At 69.6% G+C, this 16,091-nt stretch carries 17 protein-coding genes and 1 riboswitch; of the genes, 10 read left to right on the top strand and 7 right to left on the bottom strand.

What is annotated here, in order from left to right; all coding sequences use genetic code 11:
• Positions 1-11: 11 nt before the first annotated feature.
• Together ACZ6SF_RS10920 and ACZ6SF_RS10915 are read right to left on the bottom strand one after the other, a co-directional pair.
• The gene (locus ACZ6SF_RS10920) at positions 12-728 is read right to left on the bottom strand and encodes a RibD family protein (RefSeq protein ID WP_466061860.1); all 717 of its coding nucleotides are present in this window, start codon (positions 726-728) and stop codon (positions 12-14) included.
• A 1-nt stretch (position 729) separates the two neighbouring features.
• Complete coding sequence (locus tag ACZ6SF_RS10915; protein ID WP_466061859.1) at positions 730-1,494, bottom strand: NUDIX hydrolase; 765 nt, start codon at positions 1,492-1,494, stop codon at positions 730-732.
• Positions 1,495-1,680: 186 nt separating this feature from the next.
• On the opposite strand from ACZ6SF_RS10915, the gene ACZ6SF_RS10910 reads away from it, so the two are divergent.
• From ACZ6SF_RS10910 to ACZ6SF_RS10900, 3 genes are read left to right on the top strand one after another with little or no spacing between them, the layout of a single operon-like run.
• Positions 1,681-3,039 (top strand): hypothetical protein, encoded by a 1,359-nt coding sequence (locus ACZ6SF_RS10910; RefSeq protein WP_466061858.1) that lies wholly within the window; start codon positions 1,681-1,683, stop codon positions 3,037-3,039.
• Positions 3,036-4,031, top strand: a complete 996-nt coding sequence (locus tag ACZ6SF_RS10905) for a glutamate ABC transporter substrate-binding protein (RefSeq protein WP_466061857.1) — start codon at positions 3,036-3,038, stop codon at positions 4,029-4,031. The genes ACZ6SF_RS10910 and ACZ6SF_RS10905 overlap by 4 nt, the downstream gene beginning before the upstream one ends.
• 9 nt (positions 4,032-4,040) lie before the next feature.
• The gene (locus tag ACZ6SF_RS10900) at positions 4,041-6,443 is read left to right on the top strand and encodes a serine/threonine-protein kinase (protein WP_466061855.1); all 2,403 of its coding nucleotides are present in this window, start codon (positions 4,041-4,043) and stop codon (positions 6,441-6,443) included.
• Between the two features lie 60 nt (positions 6,444-6,503).
• Here the strand turns inward: ACZ6SF_RS10900 and ACZ6SF_RS10895 are convergent, their stop codons facing one another.
• A complete protein-coding gene (locus tag ACZ6SF_RS10895) occupies positions 6,504-7,601 on the bottom strand; it encodes a CaiB/BaiF CoA transferase family protein (protein WP_466061854.1) in 1,098 nt (365 codons plus the stop codon).
• Positions 7,602-7,750: 149 nt separating this feature from the next.
• Between ACZ6SF_RS10895 and ACZ6SF_RS10890 the strand changes: the two genes are divergently transcribed.
• Together ACZ6SF_RS10890 and ACZ6SF_RS10885 are read left to right on the top strand one after the other, a co-directional pair.
• On the top strand, positions 7,751-8,299 hold the full coding sequence (locus ACZ6SF_RS10890; RefSeq protein WP_466061853.1) for a methylated-DNA--[protein]-cysteine S-methyltransferase: 549 nt from the start codon (positions 7,751-7,753) through the stop codon (positions 8,297-8,299).
• Between the two features lie 119 nt (positions 8,300-8,418).
• Positions 8,419-9,153 carry a MerR family transcriptional regulator gene (locus tag ACZ6SF_RS10885; RefSeq protein WP_466061852.1) on the top strand — a complete coding sequence of 245 codons (735 nt, stop codon included), beginning with the start codon at positions 8,419-8,421 and terminating at the stop codon, positions 9,151-9,153.
• A gap of 17 nt (positions 9,154-9,170) precedes the next feature.
• Here the strand turns inward: ACZ6SF_RS10885 and ACZ6SF_RS10880 are convergent, their stop codons facing one another.
• Positions 9,171-9,503 (bottom strand): rhodanese-like domain-containing protein, encoded by a 333-nt coding sequence (locus tag ACZ6SF_RS10880; protein ID WP_466061850.1) that lies wholly within the window; start codon positions 9,501-9,503, stop codon positions 9,171-9,173.
• A 107-nt stretch (positions 9,504-9,610) separates the two neighbouring features.
• Positions 9,611-10,030 carry a MarR family winged helix-turn-helix transcriptional regulator gene (locus ACZ6SF_RS10875; protein ID WP_466061849.1) on the bottom strand — a complete coding sequence of 140 codons (420 nt, stop codon included), beginning with the start codon at positions 10,028-10,030 and terminating at the stop codon, positions 9,611-9,613.
• Positions 10,031-10,129: 99 nt separating this feature from the next.
• Between ACZ6SF_RS10875 and ACZ6SF_RS10870 the strand changes: the two genes are divergently transcribed.
• From ACZ6SF_RS10870 to ACZ6SF_RS10855, 4 genes are all read left to right on the top strand, one after another.
• Positions 10,130-10,399: a hypothetical protein gene (locus tag ACZ6SF_RS10870; RefSeq protein WP_466061847.1), complete on the top strand. Its 270-nt coding sequence runs from the start codon at positions 10,130-10,132 to the stop codon at positions 10,397-10,399.
• 104 nt (positions 10,400-10,503) lie between these two features.
• Complete coding sequence (locus ACZ6SF_RS10865; protein ID WP_466061846.1) at positions 10,504-11,382, top strand: TIGR03854 family LLM class F420-dependent oxidoreductase; 879 nt, start codon at positions 10,504-10,506, stop codon at positions 11,380-11,382.
• Between the two features lie 111 nt (positions 11,383-11,493).
• Entirely contained in the window at positions 11,494-12,288 is a 795-nt protein-coding gene (locus ACZ6SF_RS10860) for an SGNH/GDSL hydrolase family protein (protein WP_466061845.1), read from the top strand.
• Between the two features lie 65 nt (positions 12,289-12,353).
• The gene (locus ACZ6SF_RS10855) at positions 12,354-12,836 is read left to right on the top strand and encodes a DUF456 domain-containing protein (protein WP_466061844.1); all 483 of its coding nucleotides are present in this window, start codon (positions 12,354-12,356) and stop codon (positions 12,834-12,836) included.
• A 37-nt stretch (positions 12,837-12,873) separates the two neighbouring features.
• Here the strand turns inward: ACZ6SF_RS10855 and ACZ6SF_RS10850 are convergent, their stop codons facing one another.
• Together ACZ6SF_RS10850 and ACZ6SF_RS10845 are read right to left on the bottom strand one after the other, a co-directional pair.
• The gene (locus ACZ6SF_RS10850; RefSeq protein ID WP_466061843.1) at positions 12,874-13,746 is read right to left on the bottom strand and encodes an amidohydrolase family protein; all 873 of its coding nucleotides are present in this window, start codon (positions 13,744-13,746) and stop codon (positions 12,874-12,876) included.
• Positions 13,747-13,817: 71 nt separating this feature from the next.
• Complete coding sequence (locus tag ACZ6SF_RS10845) at positions 13,818-15,206, bottom strand: FAD-dependent oxidoreductase (protein WP_466061842.1); 1,389 nt, start codon at positions 15,204-15,206, stop codon at positions 13,818-13,820.
• 229 nt (positions 15,207-15,435) lie between these two features.
• On the opposite strand from ACZ6SF_RS10845, the gene ACZ6SF_RS10840 reads away from it, so the two are divergent.
• Positions 15,436-15,906 carry an Rv0361 family membrane protein gene (locus tag ACZ6SF_RS10840; RefSeq protein WP_466061841.1) on the top strand — a complete coding sequence of 157 codons (471 nt, stop codon included), beginning with the start codon at positions 15,436-15,438 and terminating at the stop codon, positions 15,904-15,906.
• A gap of 64 nt (positions 15,907-15,970) precedes the next feature.
• Positions 15,971-16,083, top strand: a riboswitch (SAM riboswitch).
• Positions 16,084-16,091: the final 8 nt, after the last annotated feature.

Below are 16,091 nucleotides of genomic sequence, written 5' to 3'. Positions count from 1 at the left end.
ACCTCCTGTGTTCATCGGGATAGGGGTCGGCCGGACTTGCGCGGCCGATACCGCAGGACCGCCACATCCCCGGCCCGGGATACCTCGAGCAGATCCATCCGGTGGGTGGAACCGCCCGGGAACCGGGCGGGATGCAGGAACCGCGGCGCGTCCGGGTCGCCGACCAGGGTGGGTCCCACGGCGAGGCTCAACTCGTCGGCCAGGCCGCCGGCCAGGAAGGCCGTGTGGATCCGGCCGCCACCCTCGACCATCAGCCGTCCGATTCCGCGGGCGCCGAGATCGTCGAGCAGGGCGCCGAATCCGACCTCGGCGCCGAGCGCGACGATCTCGGCGGGTTCGGTGAGCCGCTCGGTGAGCCGGCGCGCCCCCGCCTCGGTCGTGTAGACCAGCGGCGGATGCTCCGCCGTCCCGGCGGCCCAGAACCGGGCGCCCGGATCCAGCTCGCCGCTCGCGGTCACGGTGACCTTGCGCGGATACGCCGGTCGTCCCGCGGCCAGACGCTTCCCGCGCCGGTGCTCGTCTTTCACGATCAGCCGTGGGTTGTCGCGGCGGATGGTCTCGGCGCCGACCAATATCGCGTCCGACCAGGCACGCAGTTCGTCGACGCGATCGAAATCGGCGTCGTTGGACAGCAGCAGGCGTTCGGGCGACGTATCGTCCAGATACCCGTCGACGCTCACCGCGACCGATAGCAGCACGGACGGCCGCCGCCCGGTGCCGGAATCCATATCAGGCCTCCGGACCCAGTACCCGGTCGCGCGGGATACCCAGCACCCGCGCCTGCCCGGTGGCCGTCGCGCCGACACCGGCGGACGGATCCCCGCCCGCGTTCACGGCGACCGCCGATTCCTCCGATCCGCCCGCATCGGCCGTTTCGGGCGGATACGGCGGATCGAGCAGTACCGCCCGCGCACCGGGCCCACCAGGGTCGGTATGCAGCCAGACGAACTCCACGCCCAGATCGATCGTGCGCGGCAGGCCCGCGACCAGGCCGGCGGCATCGGCCTGCTCGCATTCGGCGGGGTCGAGACGGGCGAAGGTGGCCCGCAACGCCGGCCAGGCGTCGGCGAAACCGGCGTGCAACGGGCGTTGATCCACCTCGTCCTCGGGGACCCAGGCCAGTTCCACACTCTCCATATTCGGCCGGACGGGCAGCGGTTTACCGGCATCGGCGATCACGGTGGTGTAGGTCCAGCCGCTGGGCGCGGTGGCGGTGACCCGTTGCGCGCGGACCGCGATATCGGCGGCCTTGATCCCGGCCTCCTCATCGGCTTCCCGGACCGCCGCGTGCACCGCCGTCTCATCGCTGTCGCGGGCGCCCCCGGGCAGGGCCCAGGTCCCGCCCTCATGGCTCCACAACGCCCGGTGCTGCAGTAATACGGCCGCGCCGCCGGTGCCCAGCGGTGCCCGCAACAGCAACCCGGCCGCCCCGAAACGGCCCCAGTGGCGCACACCGCCGGGGCTCACAGCCCACCCGTCTCCATCACCGCGCATCTCACACCGCCCTCGTCGACCGTCCCTCTACCATCCTGCCGTACCCGCATACGGGAATGATCGGTATGGGCGTCGTAGCGCGGACGTGGACAATACCTAATACGCTCATGGCTGCGGTGTGAACGAGGACCCGTGCGCGCCGCCGAGTGATACAGCGCATCCGGCGCCCAGAGTTGGAGGGTGGACATGACGCGGTTGGCGGTGGAGCCGGTGGTTTCCGAACCCGGCCCGGCCCACCCGGAACCGGCGCCCGCGACCGGGCCGGCGAACAGTTTTCGTCCCCGGGTGCGATGGGCCTGGAAACGGTTGAATCCGGCCCGTTTACGGCTGTTCGCGCAATCGTCGCCGGGGCGGCTGATCGGTATCGGCCTGCTGGTGGTGCTGCTGTGCCTGGGTTCGGGGGCGCTCACCGCCGCGACGGTGCACGACCGGCAGCGCGACCTCGACATCCTGCTCGCCGGCACCGAACCGGACGCGCATGCCGCACACCGGCTCTACACCTCCCTCTCCGTCGCGGACGCCGCGGCGGCGACCGCGTTCATCTCCGGCGGACTGGAACCGCAGCAGGTGCGTGACCGCTACAGCCAGGCCCTCGGCGAGGCGGGCGCCGAACTGGTGACCCTGTCCGGCGACGGGACGCTGGACGACGAGCAGCGGGTCGGCGTCGGCTCCGGCCTGCCGGTGTACTCGGGGCTGGTGGAGACCGCGCGAGCGAACAACCGGGCCGGTCACCCGGTGGGCGCGGCCTATATGAGCGAGGCCTCGTATCAGATGCAGACGGTACTGCTGCCGATCGCCGAACAGCTCTATGTGCGGCGCGCGGACGCCGTCGACTCCGCGCAGGACCGTCATGTCCGGCCGCCGTGGCCGGCGATCGTGCTGCTGGTGATCGCGCTGATCGCGCTGGTCTGGGGGCAGCGGCTGCTGGCGCGGGGCTGGCACCGCACCCTCAACCCCGGCATGCTGCTGGCCTCCGGCGCGGTGCTGATCCTGCTGCTGTGGACCGTGATCGCCGGGTCGGTCTCGGCGATGTCGATGTCCAGCGGCAGATCCGACGGGACGGTGCCCGCCGCCCGGCTCACCGAAAGCCGGATCCTCGCCCAGCAGGCGCGCTCGGCGGAAACCCTGAAACTGGTGCGCCGCGATACCACCGGCGATTACGACCACGCGTTCGACGCCAACATCACCCGGCTCAACGAACTGCTGTCCGGGCATTCGGATCCGGCCACCAGTCAGGCCCGCGCCGCGCTGCTGCACTGGCTGGCCGCGCATCAGCGGATGAACGACGCGCTCAACCGCGGCGAATTCGCCCGCGCCGCCACCATCGCCACCGGTCCGGGCGCCGAGAACGCCACCGTCCATGTGGACGCGCTGGACAGTGCCCTCGGCGCCGGAATCTCCGATACCCGGGACACGCTGCGTGACAATATTTTCCACAGCGCGCGGGTACTCGACTATCTGGCGCCCGGTGCGGTCATACTCGGTATCGCGGCCGCGGCGTACACAGCGTTCGGTATCTGGCCCAGACTGCGGGAGTATCGATGAGATCTGCGCGAAGGGCGCTCCGCCACTCCTGGCCGGCGCGCGCCGGGATGATCTGCACCGCGCTGCTGCTCGCCGGCTGCGCGGCCGGTCCGGGACCACGCAGCGCGACTCCGCACGGCGACTACGCCCGGCCCCCGCTACCGGCCCAGGCGACCGTGATCCCCTCCGACACCACGGTCCGCGTCCCCGAAGACCCCCCGTGCGGTGATCCCACCGCCAGCCTGCGCCCCACCGGTCCGGGGGCGACCGGGCCGGTCCTGGATCGCATCCGCGCCCGCGGGCGGCTGGTGGTCGGGCTGGACACCGGGAGCAACCTGTTCAGCTTCCGGGACCCCAACAGCGGTGTCATCGTCGGTTTCGACGCCGATATCGCGCGCGAGGTCGCCCGCGATCTGTTCGGCGACCCGGACCGGATCGAATACCGCAGCCTGGGTTCGGAGGAGCGGGAGGCGGCGCTGGTGGACCGGCGCGTCGATATGGTCGTCAAAACCATGACCGTGAACTGCGCGCGGCTGCAACGCGTGGCCTTCTCCACCGTCTACCTGCAGGCGCACCAGCGGGTACTGGCGGTCCGGGATTCCGGGATCAAGAGCCTGAAAGACCTCGCGCACAAACGGGTGTGCACGATCCGCGGTACCACCTCGCTGGAACATATCAACCGGATCCAGCCGGAGGCCTCCGTGCTCACCGTGCCCACCTGGGCCGACTGCCTGGTGGTTCTGCAACAGCGGCAGGTGGACGCGGTCAGCACCGACGACGCGATCCTGGCCGGGCTGGCCGCCCAGGACCCGCATACGGAACTGGTGGGCCCGAGTATCAGCGAGGAGCCCTACGGGATCGGTTTCCCCAAGGGCGACGAGGATCTGGTGCGCTTCGTCAACGGCACCCTCGACCGGATCCGCGCCGACGGCACCTGGAACCGGCTCTACAACCAATGGCTCGCGGTCCTCGGACCCTCACCCGGACCCCCGCCGGCCGCCTATCGGGACTGATCCGGCGTGGTGACCGACGAGCCCGGTATCCCGGCCGGCTCCGGAGACGTTCCGGAGCCGCCGCCGACCCGTGCCGTCGGCACCGCCCGCGGCGCCCCCGATACCGATACTCCGCAGGACGACGCCGCCACCGAAGCCGCCCTGGTCGGAACCTCGATAACCCCCGGCACCGCCGCCGTCACCGGGACCGCCGCCGTCGGCGGCACGGGCGCGCACTGGGATTCGGCCGCCGGATCGGGGCGGGGCAGCGGTTCGCAGATGCGCACCGGCCGCAGCAGTCGCACCGTCCGGTCCCGGCCGACCGTACGCACCCTGGTCGCCGGGCTGGTGGAGATCCCGCCGGTGGCTCCCGCCGACCCGGCCGCCGCAGTGCTGGCCGATCCGGTGGTGGCGGAGGCGAAGCGGTTCTGCTGGCGCTGCGGTAAACCGGTGGGCCGGGCGTCGGCGACCGGCCCGGCCACCACTCGCGGCACCTGCCCCGGTTGCGCGGCGTCCTACGATTTCCGGCCCAGCCTGGAACCGGGAGATATGGTCGCCGGGCAGTACGAGGTCCAGGGCTGTCTGGCGCACGGCGGGCTCGGCTGGATCTACCTGGCCGTCGACCGCAATGTCAGCGACCGGTGGGTGGTGCTCAAGGGACTACTGCACGCCGACGATATCGAGGCCCAGGCGGTGGCCGTCGCCGAACGCGAATTCCTCGCCGAGGTGGCCCATCCCGGCATCGTGAAGATCCACAACTTCGTCGAGCACCGCCCGCATCGAGGCGAGCCGATCGGGTTCATCGTCATGGAATACGTGGGCGGTCGCTCGCTGCGCGGAATGCTCGACGACCGCCCGCGGCCCGAGCGGATCCCGGTGGCCCAGGCCATCGCCTATATCCTCGAAGTGCTGCCCGCCCTGGACTATCTGCACGCCACCGGGCTCACCTACAACGACCTCAAACCCGACAACATCATGATCACCGAGGATCAGGTGAAACTGCTCGACCTGGGTGCCGTCGCCCCGATCGAGGCCTACGGGAATCTGTACGGGACCAGGGGTTTCCAGGCGCCGGAAATCGCCCGCACCGGCCCGACGGTGGCCTCCGACATCTATACCGTCGGGCGCACACTGGCCGTGCTCACCCTGAACATGCCCACCGAGCACGGGGCCTATCGCGACGGTCTGCCGGTACCGGAGCAGGAACCGATCCTGGCCCGCTACGAATCGTTCCACCGGCTGCTGCTGTGCGCCACCGACGCCGATCCCGACCGCCGCTTCGCCTCGGCCGGGGCGATGGCCGATCAGCTGTCCGGGGTACTGCGCGAGATTCTCGCGCTGGATACCGGGACCGAGCATCCGCACCGGTCCGCGGTGTTCGGTAAACAGCGCTCGGCGTTCGGCACCGAGGAATGGATCGGCCAGACCGACGCGTACACCGACGGTCTCGCCCGCGACACCCGCCTGTCGGCCGCCGCGATCGCGGCCGCGCTGCCCCTCCCGGCACTGCCTCCGGCCGACCCCGCCGCGGCCCGGGTGACCCCGACCATGCAAGCCGATCCGGAACGCGCCCTGGCGGCCCTGCACGAGGTGCGCGAACAGCTCGCCGAGGACCCCGCGGCCGCGCCGGAGAACATGGAATTCGAACTGCGGCTGGCGGAGGCCCGCATCCTGCTGGATCTCGACCGGGCCGGCGAGGCGAACGATCTGCTCGAGGCGATACCCCGCACCGACCGCCGGGACTGGCGGCTGGACTGGTACACCGGCGTCGCGGGCCTGCGCGAGAAGGATTACGAGAAGGCGTATTCGGCGTTCGACGCGGTACTGCGCATTCTGCCCGGGGAGCCCGCCCCGAAACTCGCGCTCGCCGCGACCGCCGAACTCGTCCTCCAGCACTGGGATCCGGACGAGACCAGAGCCTGGCGCGATTTCGCGGAGAATTTCTACGCCACCGCCTGGCGCACCGATCACGGACTGGTGAGCGCGGCCTTCGGCCTGGCCCGCCTGCTCACCGCGACCGGCCGGTACGCCGAGGCCGTCACCGCGCTCGACGAGGTGCCCGCGTCCTCACGCTATTTCACCACCGCCCGGCTGACCGCCGTCCTGGCATTGCTCACCAGCGCGCCGGTGGCCGACCTCCCGGAGGACGCGCTGCGCAGGGCCGCCGTCCGGGTGGAGGAACTACCCGCGGGCGAACGCCGGGCGCCGCAGTTACGGGTGATGGTCCTGGGCAGCGCCCTGGCCTGGCTGCGCGCGGGCAACACCCCGGCCCGGCCCAGTCCCCCGCTCCTGGGAGTCGCGTTCACCGAGCACGCGCTGCGCGACGGCACCGAGAAGGGGCTACGCGCGCTGGCCCGGTCGGCCCCGGACCGGCGGCACCGGTACGCGCTGATCGACCTGGCCAACTACATGCGGCCCACGACCTGGTTCTGATCGCGGCCGGGCGGAAGCCGGGGGGCCGGTCCGGTTACCGGACCGGTCCCCCGGAACCGATCAGTCGGCCCAGATGGTGTCGATCGGGGTCGCCGCGGTCGGCGGCGGGGCCGGGGTGACCGGCGGGGTGCGGGAGAAGCGCGGGGCCGGGGCGTGCTGGGTGACGTTCTCCAGCTCGATCAGCGATTCCCGGGCGGCGATATGTTCGTTCTCGCTCGCTTCCTCGAAGGTGAGCACCGGGGTGACACAGGCGTCGGTGCCGGCGAAGACCTCGGTCCATTCGTCGCGGGTCCGGCTGCGGAACTTCTCCGTGAAGAGCTTCTTCAGCGTGTCCTGCCCGGCGGGGTCGATCTGCATCGGCAGATCCGCGGGGTCGAGTTCGAGCCCGGCCAGCAGCTGGGCGTAGAACTGCGGCTCGATCGCGCCGACGGCCATGTACTTGCCGTCGGATGTCTCGTAGGTGTCGTAGAACGCCATACCGGTGTCGAGCAGGTTCGTACCGCGTTCCGAACTCCACGAGCCCATACCGCGGAACGCCCAGATCATCTGCGACAGGGCCAGCGTGCCGTCGATCATGGCGGAGTCGATGACCTGGCCTTTTCCGGAACTCTGCCGTTCCACCAGGGCGGCGAGCACGCCGAAGACCAGGAACATCGAACCGCCGCCGAAATCCCCGACCATGTTCAGCGGCGGGACCGGCCGCTCACCCTTGCGCCCGATGGCGTGCAGCACGCCGGTGAGACTGATGTAGTTGATGTCGTGGCCGGCCCGGTCCGACAGCGGCCCGTACTGACCCCAGCCCGTCATCCGGCCGTAGACCAGGCGCGGATTGCGTTCCAGGGCGATATCGGGACCCAGGCCCATCCGTTCGGTGACCCCCGGCCGGAATCCTTCCAGCAGCACATCGGCCTTCTCGACCAGGCCGAGTACCCGCTCGATATCGGCCGGATCCTTCAGGTTCGCCTCGACGACCCGGCGGCCGCGCAGCGTCGGCCGGTCGGCGCCGCCCGGCAACTGACCCGCCCGCTGGATCCGCACCACATCGGCGCCGAGGTCGGCGAGCAGCAATGCGGCATGCGGCCCCGGGCCGATCCCGGCCAGTTCGATCACGCGAATGCCCGCGAGCGGGCCCTGCTTGGCGGTGGATGGTGTGGTCACGTCCTACCTCGGTTCGTCGTCGATCCAATGTCCACCCGCGGCCGCCCGCGGGACGTATTGACAGTATGACAACAGGTGCCTCACGTCACGGGTCCGGTACGCCCGATCCGCCCGTACGGGATGTCGGTGGGCCGGGGCACACTGTCGGTATGCCCGACAGCGCGGTCGCTCACCTGCACGCGACGGATTTCGATACCGCCATCGGACGCTGCGCGATCGGGTGGCGAGCAGACACCGTCGTCCGTTTCGCGCTACCTGGATACGACCCCGGCACCGCCGTGACCGTCCTCGGCGACGCCCGCCGGATCCCGCCGCCCGCCCACGGCCCGCGCGCCGAGGCGATCGCCCTGATCCGCGCCCATCTCGACGGTGACCTCGACGATCTGCGCCGGATCCCCCTGGACCTCACCGGCGTGCCCCGCTTCCATCTCGAGGTCTACGCCGTCACCCGGGCCATCGACCCCGGCCGTACGCTCAGCTACGGCGAGGTCGCCGAACGCGCCGGCGCCCCGGGCGGCGCCCAGGCCACCGGCCAGGCACTCGGCCGCAACCCGATCCCGCTGATCATCCCCTGCCACCGGGTCCTCGCCGCCGATCACGCGCTACACGGCTTCTCGGCGCCCGGCGGAATCGACACCAAACAGCGTCTGCTCACCATCGAACGCACCTCGGGCTTCGGCGAGCCGACTCTGTTCTGATCGGCGCCCGGCACCTTTCCACCCGGCAGTGCTTGACCATGCCGCCGCGGCACAGTTGAGACTGTGGTCGAGCCGGCGCACCCGCGCCGGCGGCCCGAGCGCTCGAGGAGTGACTGGATATGGCGTGGAGTACTCGTCAGCTCGCGGAACTCGCCGGCACCACCGTGCGAGCGGTGCGGCATTACCACGAGGTCGGGCTGCTGGAGGAGCCCGAACGGGGCTCCAACGGCTACAAGAAGTACAGCTCGACCCATCTGGTTCGCGTACTTCGGATCAAACGGCTCGCGGACCTGGGCATCCCGCTCTCACAGATCGCCGCCATGGACGGTGCCGACGAACATCCGGAGGAAGCATTGCGGACATTGGACGCCGAACTCGCCGCGACCATCGAGCGCCTGCAGCGCATCCGGGTCGAACTCGCCCTGATTCTGCGGCGGGGCGCCGGTACCGATCTTCCGCCCGAGATCGACGCCGTCGCCTCCGAACTCAGTGCGGCCGACCGCGACTACACCGTGATCCTGAGCCGGATACTCGGCCCGACCGGCCTCGGCACGCTGCGCGAACTGCTGAGCGATACGACGCACCGGACGAGCTTCGGCAAGTTCGACGATCTCACCCCCGAAGCCGACGAGCGCACCCGGGCCGAACTGACCGAGGAGTTGCTCCCCCATGTCCGCGACCTGCTGGCCGACCATCCCACGCTGTCCGAACAGCACAGGGACTCGCCGGTGGGCGCCGAACGCGCGGCACACACCATCGCCGTCGCGGTCCGGGACCTGTACAACGAAGCCCAGATCGACGTGCTGGTGCGGGTGAACAGAGTGCTCGAAGCCGAGAAGACCGCCGAATCCTGACCCGGACGGAGCACCGCTCACCGCTCGGTGAGGGGTCCGCCCGCGGCCCGCCATTCGATCAGTCCGCGACTCATATTCACGGCGTCGAAACCATTCTCCACCAGCAGATTCGCCGCTCCCGCGGAGCGCAGGCCGCCGGTGCAGAAGGTAATGAGCAGGCGATCTTCGGGCAATTCCGGACAGCGTTCGGGCAGCACTTCCAGCGGCATATGCACCGCGCCCGGGATATGCGCCCGGTTCCACTCGAACTCGCGGCGTACATCGACCACCAGCGCGCCTTCGGCCACGAGCCGTACCGCCTCGGCGGCGGTGACGGCCGGTGGGCGGTGCAGATAATGCCGGAACTTCATGCGCTGCGAGCCTCCCGTCGCACGGTGACACAGGTGAGCGACCCGCTCGGCGGGGGCACGACGGGGCGGAGAAACTCATTGTCCATAACCTTCAGATTAGCTGAAGGTTATGGAGCGCCCCCTGTCATTCGCGTCATAGCGGCGCGTAGCGCCTCGGTGAGCTCGGGATATTGCGGCGCGAACTCCCGGTCCAGACTCGTCACCACCTCAGCCGCCCGGGCCAGCAGTTCCTCGCCCACGGCGGTGACCCGCAGGGTCGAAGCGGAACCCGCGTGCGCGGTCGCGTCCTCGACGAACCCGGACGCGACGAAACCCGCGACGGCGGTATGCGCGCTCTGCACGGTGATCCGCGACCGCCTGGCGAGTTCACTGAACGAGATACCCGGCCGCGCCCGGATATGGCCCAGCAGCCCGTACTTACGCGTGGTCAGCCCGAGCGGTTTCAGCCCCTCGGCGAACCTGGCCTCCCAGACCCGTCCCACGGTCAACAGCATGATCGTCGGACTGAAGGGTGGCGGTTCGGACATGAGAGCAGGCTACTGTCCATCCGGCTTCCCACCACCGGACCGCACCGCGGCGGCGCGAAAGCGACCTGACGTCAGCGTTTTTCGCCGCTACCGTGGGTTATGGATATTTTCGGGTGGATCCTGGCAGTGGTGGCGGTGATCGGTATCGTCACCTTCTTCGTCACCGACCGCCGTCATCGGCGCACCGGGAAGCGACGCGGGGGCAGAGGCCTGCGGTCCGGTGGTTCCGGTGCGGCGTCCACGCCCTGGTTCTTCGGCGGCGGATCGGACGGGAGCGGCGGATCGGACGGCGGCGGAAGCGGCTGCGGCGGCGGTAGCAGCTGCGGCGGGGGTGGCGGCGGCTGCGGCGGCGGGGGTGGCGGCAGCTGACCGGCACCTTCCTCTCGATGGCGCCGCGGCCCGCACTCGGCCGCGGCGTCCTCTCCCCGTCGCGGACTATCGTGGCCGCAGGGGCAGCGGACCAGGAGTGAGAGATGAAGATCCGATTCGGCGTCGGCACGGGCTCCACCACCGCCACCGAGGAGTTGCCGGACCTGGTGGACCGGCTCGAGGACGCGGGCGTGGATTCGCTGTGGTTCTCCGAACTCATCCGGTCACCGGCCGTGGATCCGGTGGTGGGCATGGCGTTCGCGCTCTCGCGCACCACCCATTTGAAGGTCGGCACCTCGGTGGCGATTCTGCCCGGCCGCCATCCCGTCCTGGTGGCCAAACAACTGGCGTCACTGGCCGTCCTCGCACCGCGCCGGGTGCTGCCGGTTTTCGGATTGCAGCCGGCGAGCCCGGAGGAACGCGACCTGTTCCCGGTATCGGGCCGGCGCGGCGATGTCTTCGACGAATCCCTGCGGCTGCTGCGTGCCGCGCTGGAATCCGACGAGGTGTCCTTCGACGGCGATCACTTCACGGTGCGCGGCGCGGGTATCGGCACCCGTCCGGTGCGGCCACCCGATATCTGGCTCGGCGGCCGCGCCCCCGCGGCCTTCCGGCGGATCGGCCGATACGCCGACGGCTGGCTGGGCAGTTTCCTCTCCCCGGCCGACGCCGCGGCCGCGGTTCGCACGATCAACGCCGAAGCGGCGGCGGCCGGACGCGAGATCGAAGCCGACCACTTCGGAATAACCCTCCTGCTGGCCGAAAGCGGTATTCCCGCCGAACTCGCGACGGCCATCCGGGCCCAGCGCCCCGGCACCGATCCGGCCGAACTGGTGGCGGGCAGCTGGACCGATCTGCACCGGCTCATCGACGGCTATCTCGCCGCGGGACTGACCAAATTCGTGGTCGTACCGGCCGACGGGAAACCGGTCTCGGGATTCCTGGACCGCTTCGTCACCGAACTCCTCCCGCGGCAGAACTGATCGTTACCCGATTCCGGCAGGCACCGGCCGGATCGGATCCCTCTGTAGCACAACTCAGGTCGATCTGGAGGTTCCATGCGTCTCGGTCTGTCCGGCAGGCGGAGAAATATTGTGATCGCCACGGCCGTCGCGGCCCTGGCCGCCGTTCTCGGCGCCGCCGGTACCGTCGGGTACCTGACCTTCGTCCGCGCTCCGGCGGACGCACCCGCGCGGGCGTGCCGAGACGGACGTCCGGCCGCGAACGGGCCGGTGGTCGTCGCCGCCGGCGCCAGCATGACCCAGGGCACGCTGGGCGCGGATTGGGTCGGTGCGCTGCGGGCCCGCCCGGAGTTCGGCGGATACCGGTTCGTCAACGCCGGTATCAACGGAAATACCAGCGCGGATCTGCTCGAACGGCTGGACGGCGATGTCCTGGCCTGCCACCCCGACGCGGTCATCGTGCTGGTCGGTGCCAATGACGTGCGCGGCGACGTACCGCTCGACGAATACCGGGCCAACCTCGACGCCATCGCCGGGCGTCTCACCGCCGCGGATGGTATCCGCGTCGCGCTGATGTCGCTGCCCCCGCTCGGTGAGAACCTCGACGCGCCGATCAATCACGAACTCGCCGGATACAACCGGATCATCGCCGAGACCGCGGCCCGGCACGGCACCGACTACCTGCCGCTGCACGAACGGATCGCCGACCTGGTGCGCAGCGAGGGAAATCCCGAGGCGATCTACGATTTCGGCTTCGCCCTGGCGTTCAAGGCGGCCGCCCGCCACTACCTGTTCCGGCAGAGCTGGGACCGGGTGGCGCACAGCAACGGGATGACCTTCTTCATCGACCACATCCATCTCAGTGATCGCTCCGGGGCCGTGGTCACCGACCTCACCGCCGGCTGGCTCACCGGTCCCGGCCGCTGATCGCACGCGGAGATCAGGGATTTCACCGATCCACGGCGACGGCCGATCCGGGATAGGTTGGATCCGTGAGCGTATGGGGAGAAATCATTGTCGGCCTGGTGATCCTGGTCGGGCTGATCGGCATCGTGGTGCCGGTCCTGCCGGGGGTGATCCTGATCTTCGCGGCGATCGCGGTCTGGGCATTCCTCACCGGCGGCGCCACCGCGTGGGTGGTGCTGGGAATCGCCACCGTCGCGCTCCTCGTATCCGGCATCGTGAAATACACCTGGCCGGGACAGAAGCTCAAGGACGCCGGCGTTCCGAACCGCACGCTCCTGCTGGGCGGGCTCGCGGGTATCGCCGGATTCTTCCTGATCCCGGTGGTCGGGCTGTTCGTGGGATTCGTGGTGGGCGTGTACCTCTCGGAACTGCTGCGGCTACCCGACAACCGGCAGGCCTGGACGTCCAGCAAACACGCGCTCAAAGGCGTGGGACTGTCGATCATGGTGGAGTTGTTCGGCGCGCTGCTGGCCACCGGGGTGTGGGTGGGCGGCGCGATCGCGGCCTGACAGGCCCGGTCGATACCACCTGAGCGAGTCGGGCCTGTCAGTGCCGGCCGGGCGGGCGGCCGATGATCGGCAGCGGGCGCGTGGTGCCGTCGGTGGGCGGCGCGCCGCCGTTCTCCGGTAGCGGCGGAACCAGCAGCGGCAGTGTGGGAGTCGGATCCTCGGGATGGCGTTCGACGGCGGGCAGGCCGTAGAACGCGCGGGCATTGTCCTCGAGCACCGCGTGCATATCGGTGCCGACGACATCGCAGATCAGATCGATATCCGATTCGCGGAACGGGCGCCCCGCCCGGGTGCCGGGCAGATCGCTACCGAACATGAGCGCCTCGGGATTGACCGCGTGGATACGCCGGAGCGCGGTGGCGATATCCAGATCCACCCGCCCGAAGCCGGTGGCCTTCACCCGCGCGCCGCGGTCGACCAGGTTCAGCAGATACGACAGCCCTTCCTCGGACATCCCGAGATGATCCACCGAAACCTTGGGCAGTTTCAGGATCACCGGCTGCAAGGACGCCAGCATCTGGCCGTCCACGTAGATTTCCACATGCCAGCCGGCCAGTTCATGGGCGCGCAACGCCTGCCTGGTCATACTGGTGATATCGGCAGCGGCGCGTTTGAGATTGAACCGCACCGCCCGGACCCCGGCCGCGTGCAGATCGAGGATCTCGGAATCGGTGGCGTCCAGATCCAGCCTGGTCACGCCGACCCAGCCCGGCCCCAATTCGGCCAGTGCCGCACGCAGATAACTCTGATCGTTGCTCTGGAACGACGCGCTGACCACCGCGCCACCGGACGGCCGGTACCGCGCCATCCGGCGCCGGTAGTCGGCGACGGTATAGGGCTCCGGCAGGTAGCCCTCGTTCTCGATCAGCGGAAAACGCGGATCGATGATGTGCACATGGGCATCGAACACTGATACAGCATGCCTGATAGATCGGGGCGCCCGCTCCTCCCAGCACTGAACCGGCAGGAGCGGGCCGCGACTCATACCTTGTGCGGTTCGCTCGCGCGCAGCATGTCTTCGCGCTCCACGACCTTGACCCGCTCCCGGCCCTCGGGCTCGCCGAGCGACCGCTCGTGGGCGTCGAGCCGGTACCAGCCCGCCCAGGTGGTGAACGGAATACCCCGGCCCTCCAGGAACTCCAGCACCGCTTCGGGCTCGGGGCTCTCGGCCGGGGTGAAGTTCACGCTGTCGTCGACGAGGCAGGCCACCGTCTCGTTGGCGTCGCCCTTGGTGTGGCCGATCAGGCCGACCGGGCCGCGTTTGATCCAGCCGGTCACGTAGGTGCCGGACATGTACCGGGCCGCGCCGTCGGCGTTCTCGTCGACCAGCACCCGGCCGGCCTCGTTCGGGATGACGCCGGCCTGGTCGTCGAACGGCAGTTCCGAGATGTTCTGCGACAGATAGCCCACCGCCCGGTACACCGACTGCACATCCCAATCCTTGAAGGTGCCGGTGCCCTTCACATTGCCGGTGCCGTCGAGCTGGGTGCGCTCGGTGCGCAGGCCCACGACCTTGCCGTCCTCGCCGAGGATCTCCGAGGGGGATTCGAAGAAGTGCAGGAACAGTTTGTGCGGGCGATCGCCCTGATCCCGGATGGCCCACTGTTCGAGGGTGTTGGCGACCATATCGACCTGCTTGGAATGCCGCCGCGCCGCTTCCGAGCCCTCGTCGTAGTCGATGTCCTCGGGATCGACGATCACCTCGATCGTCGGGGAATGATCCAGTTCGCGCAGTTCCAGGGGCGTGAACTTCGCCTGCGCCGGACCGCGCCGCCCGAACACGTGCACCTCGACGGCCTTGTTCGCCTTGAGGCCCTCGTAGACGTTCGGCGGGATCTCGGTCGGCAGCAGTTCGTCACCGGTCTTGGCCAGTACGCGCGCCACGTCGAGCGCCACATTGCCGACGCCGAGCACCGCGACCTTCTCCGCGTCCAGCGGCCAGGTCCGCGGCACATCCGGGTGGCCGTCGTACCAGGACACGAAATCGGCGGCGCCGTAGGAACCGTCCAGGTCGATACCCGGGATCGGCAGCGCACGGTCGGCGTTGGCGCCGGTGGAGAAGATCACCGCGTCGTAGAAGCGCTTCAGATCCGAGAGGGTGATATCGGTGCCGTAGTCGATATTGCCCAGCAGCCGGACCTGCTCCTTGTCCAGCACCTTGTGCAGCGCGGTCACGATCCCCTTGATGCGGGGATGGTCCGGCGCGACGCCGTAGCGGATCAGTCCGAACGGCGCGGGCATCCGCTCGAACAGATCGATCGACACGTCGGCGTCCGACTTCATCAGTGCGTCGGCGGCATAGATCCCGGCCGGACCGGCTCCCACGATCGCGATCCGAAGCGGGCGGTTCGCTTCCTTCTGCTCGGTCATCAGTTTCGCGCACCCTTATCGGTCGAGAGATTCACTGGCGTTGTTGTTAGCTTAGGCTAAGTTGACGCGCGGCCTGTCTGCACCATCGCCCCGCCTTGCGCGGGCGGCTCGTTCGCCGTCGGTCTTCCCACGTCTCCGCGGTGACTGCCGTGCAGCAGCACCCGCCTCACCCGCGATTCTATCGGGGTGCGGGCACACGCCGATCCGGGGACCAGGGATGATCGTCTGTATGAGCGATCCCGGACCCACCGAGGAGCAGCCGGCCGCCGAAACGGGCGGCGACGAGGCACCGCGCACGATCACCCCGTTCATCGTGGCCGCGGTACTCGCGGCCCTGGTCCTGGGTGGTGTGCTGATCGCCGGGCTGGTGGCGCCCGCTGAGAAAAATGTCACAGAATCCGACCGCATCGCCGGAGCGGTCCGTGAGTTCGGCGACGCGAGCAGCCGCTTCGGGCCGGAACCGCCGCGGGAGGCGGTCTGCCCCGGGTTCGTGCCCGCCCGCTCACCGCTGGCCGGGCAGCTGAAACCCGGCGAAACCGGGAAGGACGTCGAGATCGAGAGATTCGGCGCCGTCCAGGTCAACGGCGAGAACGCGACCATCGAGGTGACCAGCCGCGTCGAAGGCGAGGAAAGAACCGCGACCTGGTGGCTGTTCAAGGCCGACGGCGAGTGGAAGGTGTGCAACCAGCCGGTCGAATAGCTTTCACCCGGCCCGTCAACCGGGGTTTGACACGACGGGGCGCGGCGGGCAATCTCATCCCTTAGGTCATGAGTGCCAGCGCCAAGCCCCGGCTCGCTGGTCGGCAACCCTCCTCCGCGGTGGGGTGCTCCGGGTGACGACCTGGCGTGCATCGAACGGATGCGGCAAGTGCGGATTCGCAGGAG

The organism is Nocardia sp. NPDC049935, from assembly GCF_055586645.1.
The sequence above is the reverse complement of the archived record's forward strand: the minus strand, read 5'-3'. Positions and strand labels throughout refer to the sequence as shown.

What these genes read in the sequence shown, in the direction of transcription:
- ACZ6SF_RS10920 (WP_466061860.1), bottom strand. Translation starts at nt 728, where the DNA reads ATGGATTCCGGCACCGGGCGGCGGCCGTCCGTGCTGCTATCGGTCGCG.
- ACZ6SF_RS10915 (WP_466061859.1), bottom strand. Translation starts at nt 1,494, where the DNA reads ATGCGCGGTGATGGAGACGGGTGGGCTGTGAGCCCCGGCGGTGTGCGC.
- ACZ6SF_RS10910 (WP_466061858.1), top strand. Translation starts at nt 1,681, where the DNA reads ATGACGCGGTTGGCGGTGGAGCCGGTGGTTTCCGAACCCGGCCCGGCC.
- ACZ6SF_RS10905 (WP_466061857.1), top strand. Translation starts at nt 3,036, where the DNA reads ATGAGATCTGCGCGAAGGGCGCTCCGCCACTCCTGGCCGGCGCGCGCC.
- ACZ6SF_RS10890 (WP_466061853.1), top strand. Translation starts at nt 7,751, where the DNA reads ATGCCCGACAGCGCGGTCGCTCACCTGCACGCGACGGATTTCGATACC.
- ACZ6SF_RS10885 (WP_466061852.1), top strand. Translation starts at nt 8,419, where the DNA reads ATGGCGTGGAGTACTCGTCAGCTCGCGGAACTCGCCGGCACCACCGTG.
- ACZ6SF_RS10880 (WP_466061850.1), bottom strand. Translation starts at nt 9,503, where the DNA reads ATGAAGTTCCGGCATTATCTGCACCGCCCACCGGCCGTCACCGCCGCC.
- ACZ6SF_RS10875 (WP_466061849.1), bottom strand. Translation starts at nt 10,030, where the DNA reads ATGTCCGAACCGCCACCCTTCAGTCCGACGATCATGCTGTTGACCGTG.
- ACZ6SF_RS10870 (WP_466061847.1), top strand. Translation starts at nt 10,130, where the DNA reads ATGGATATTTTCGGGTGGATCCTGGCAGTGGTGGCGGTGATCGGTATC.
- ACZ6SF_RS10865 (WP_466061846.1), top strand. Translation starts at nt 10,504, where the DNA reads ATGAAGATCCGATTCGGCGTCGGCACGGGCTCCACCACCGCCACCGAG.
- ACZ6SF_RS10845 (WP_466061842.1), bottom strand. Translation starts at nt 15,206, where the DNA reads ATGACCGAGCAGAAGGAAGCGAACCGCCCGCTTCGGATCGCGATCGTG.
- ACZ6SF_RS10840 (WP_466061841.1), top strand. Translation starts at nt 15,436, where the DNA reads ATGAGCGATCCCGGACCCACCGAGGAGCAGCCGGCCGCCGAAACGGGC.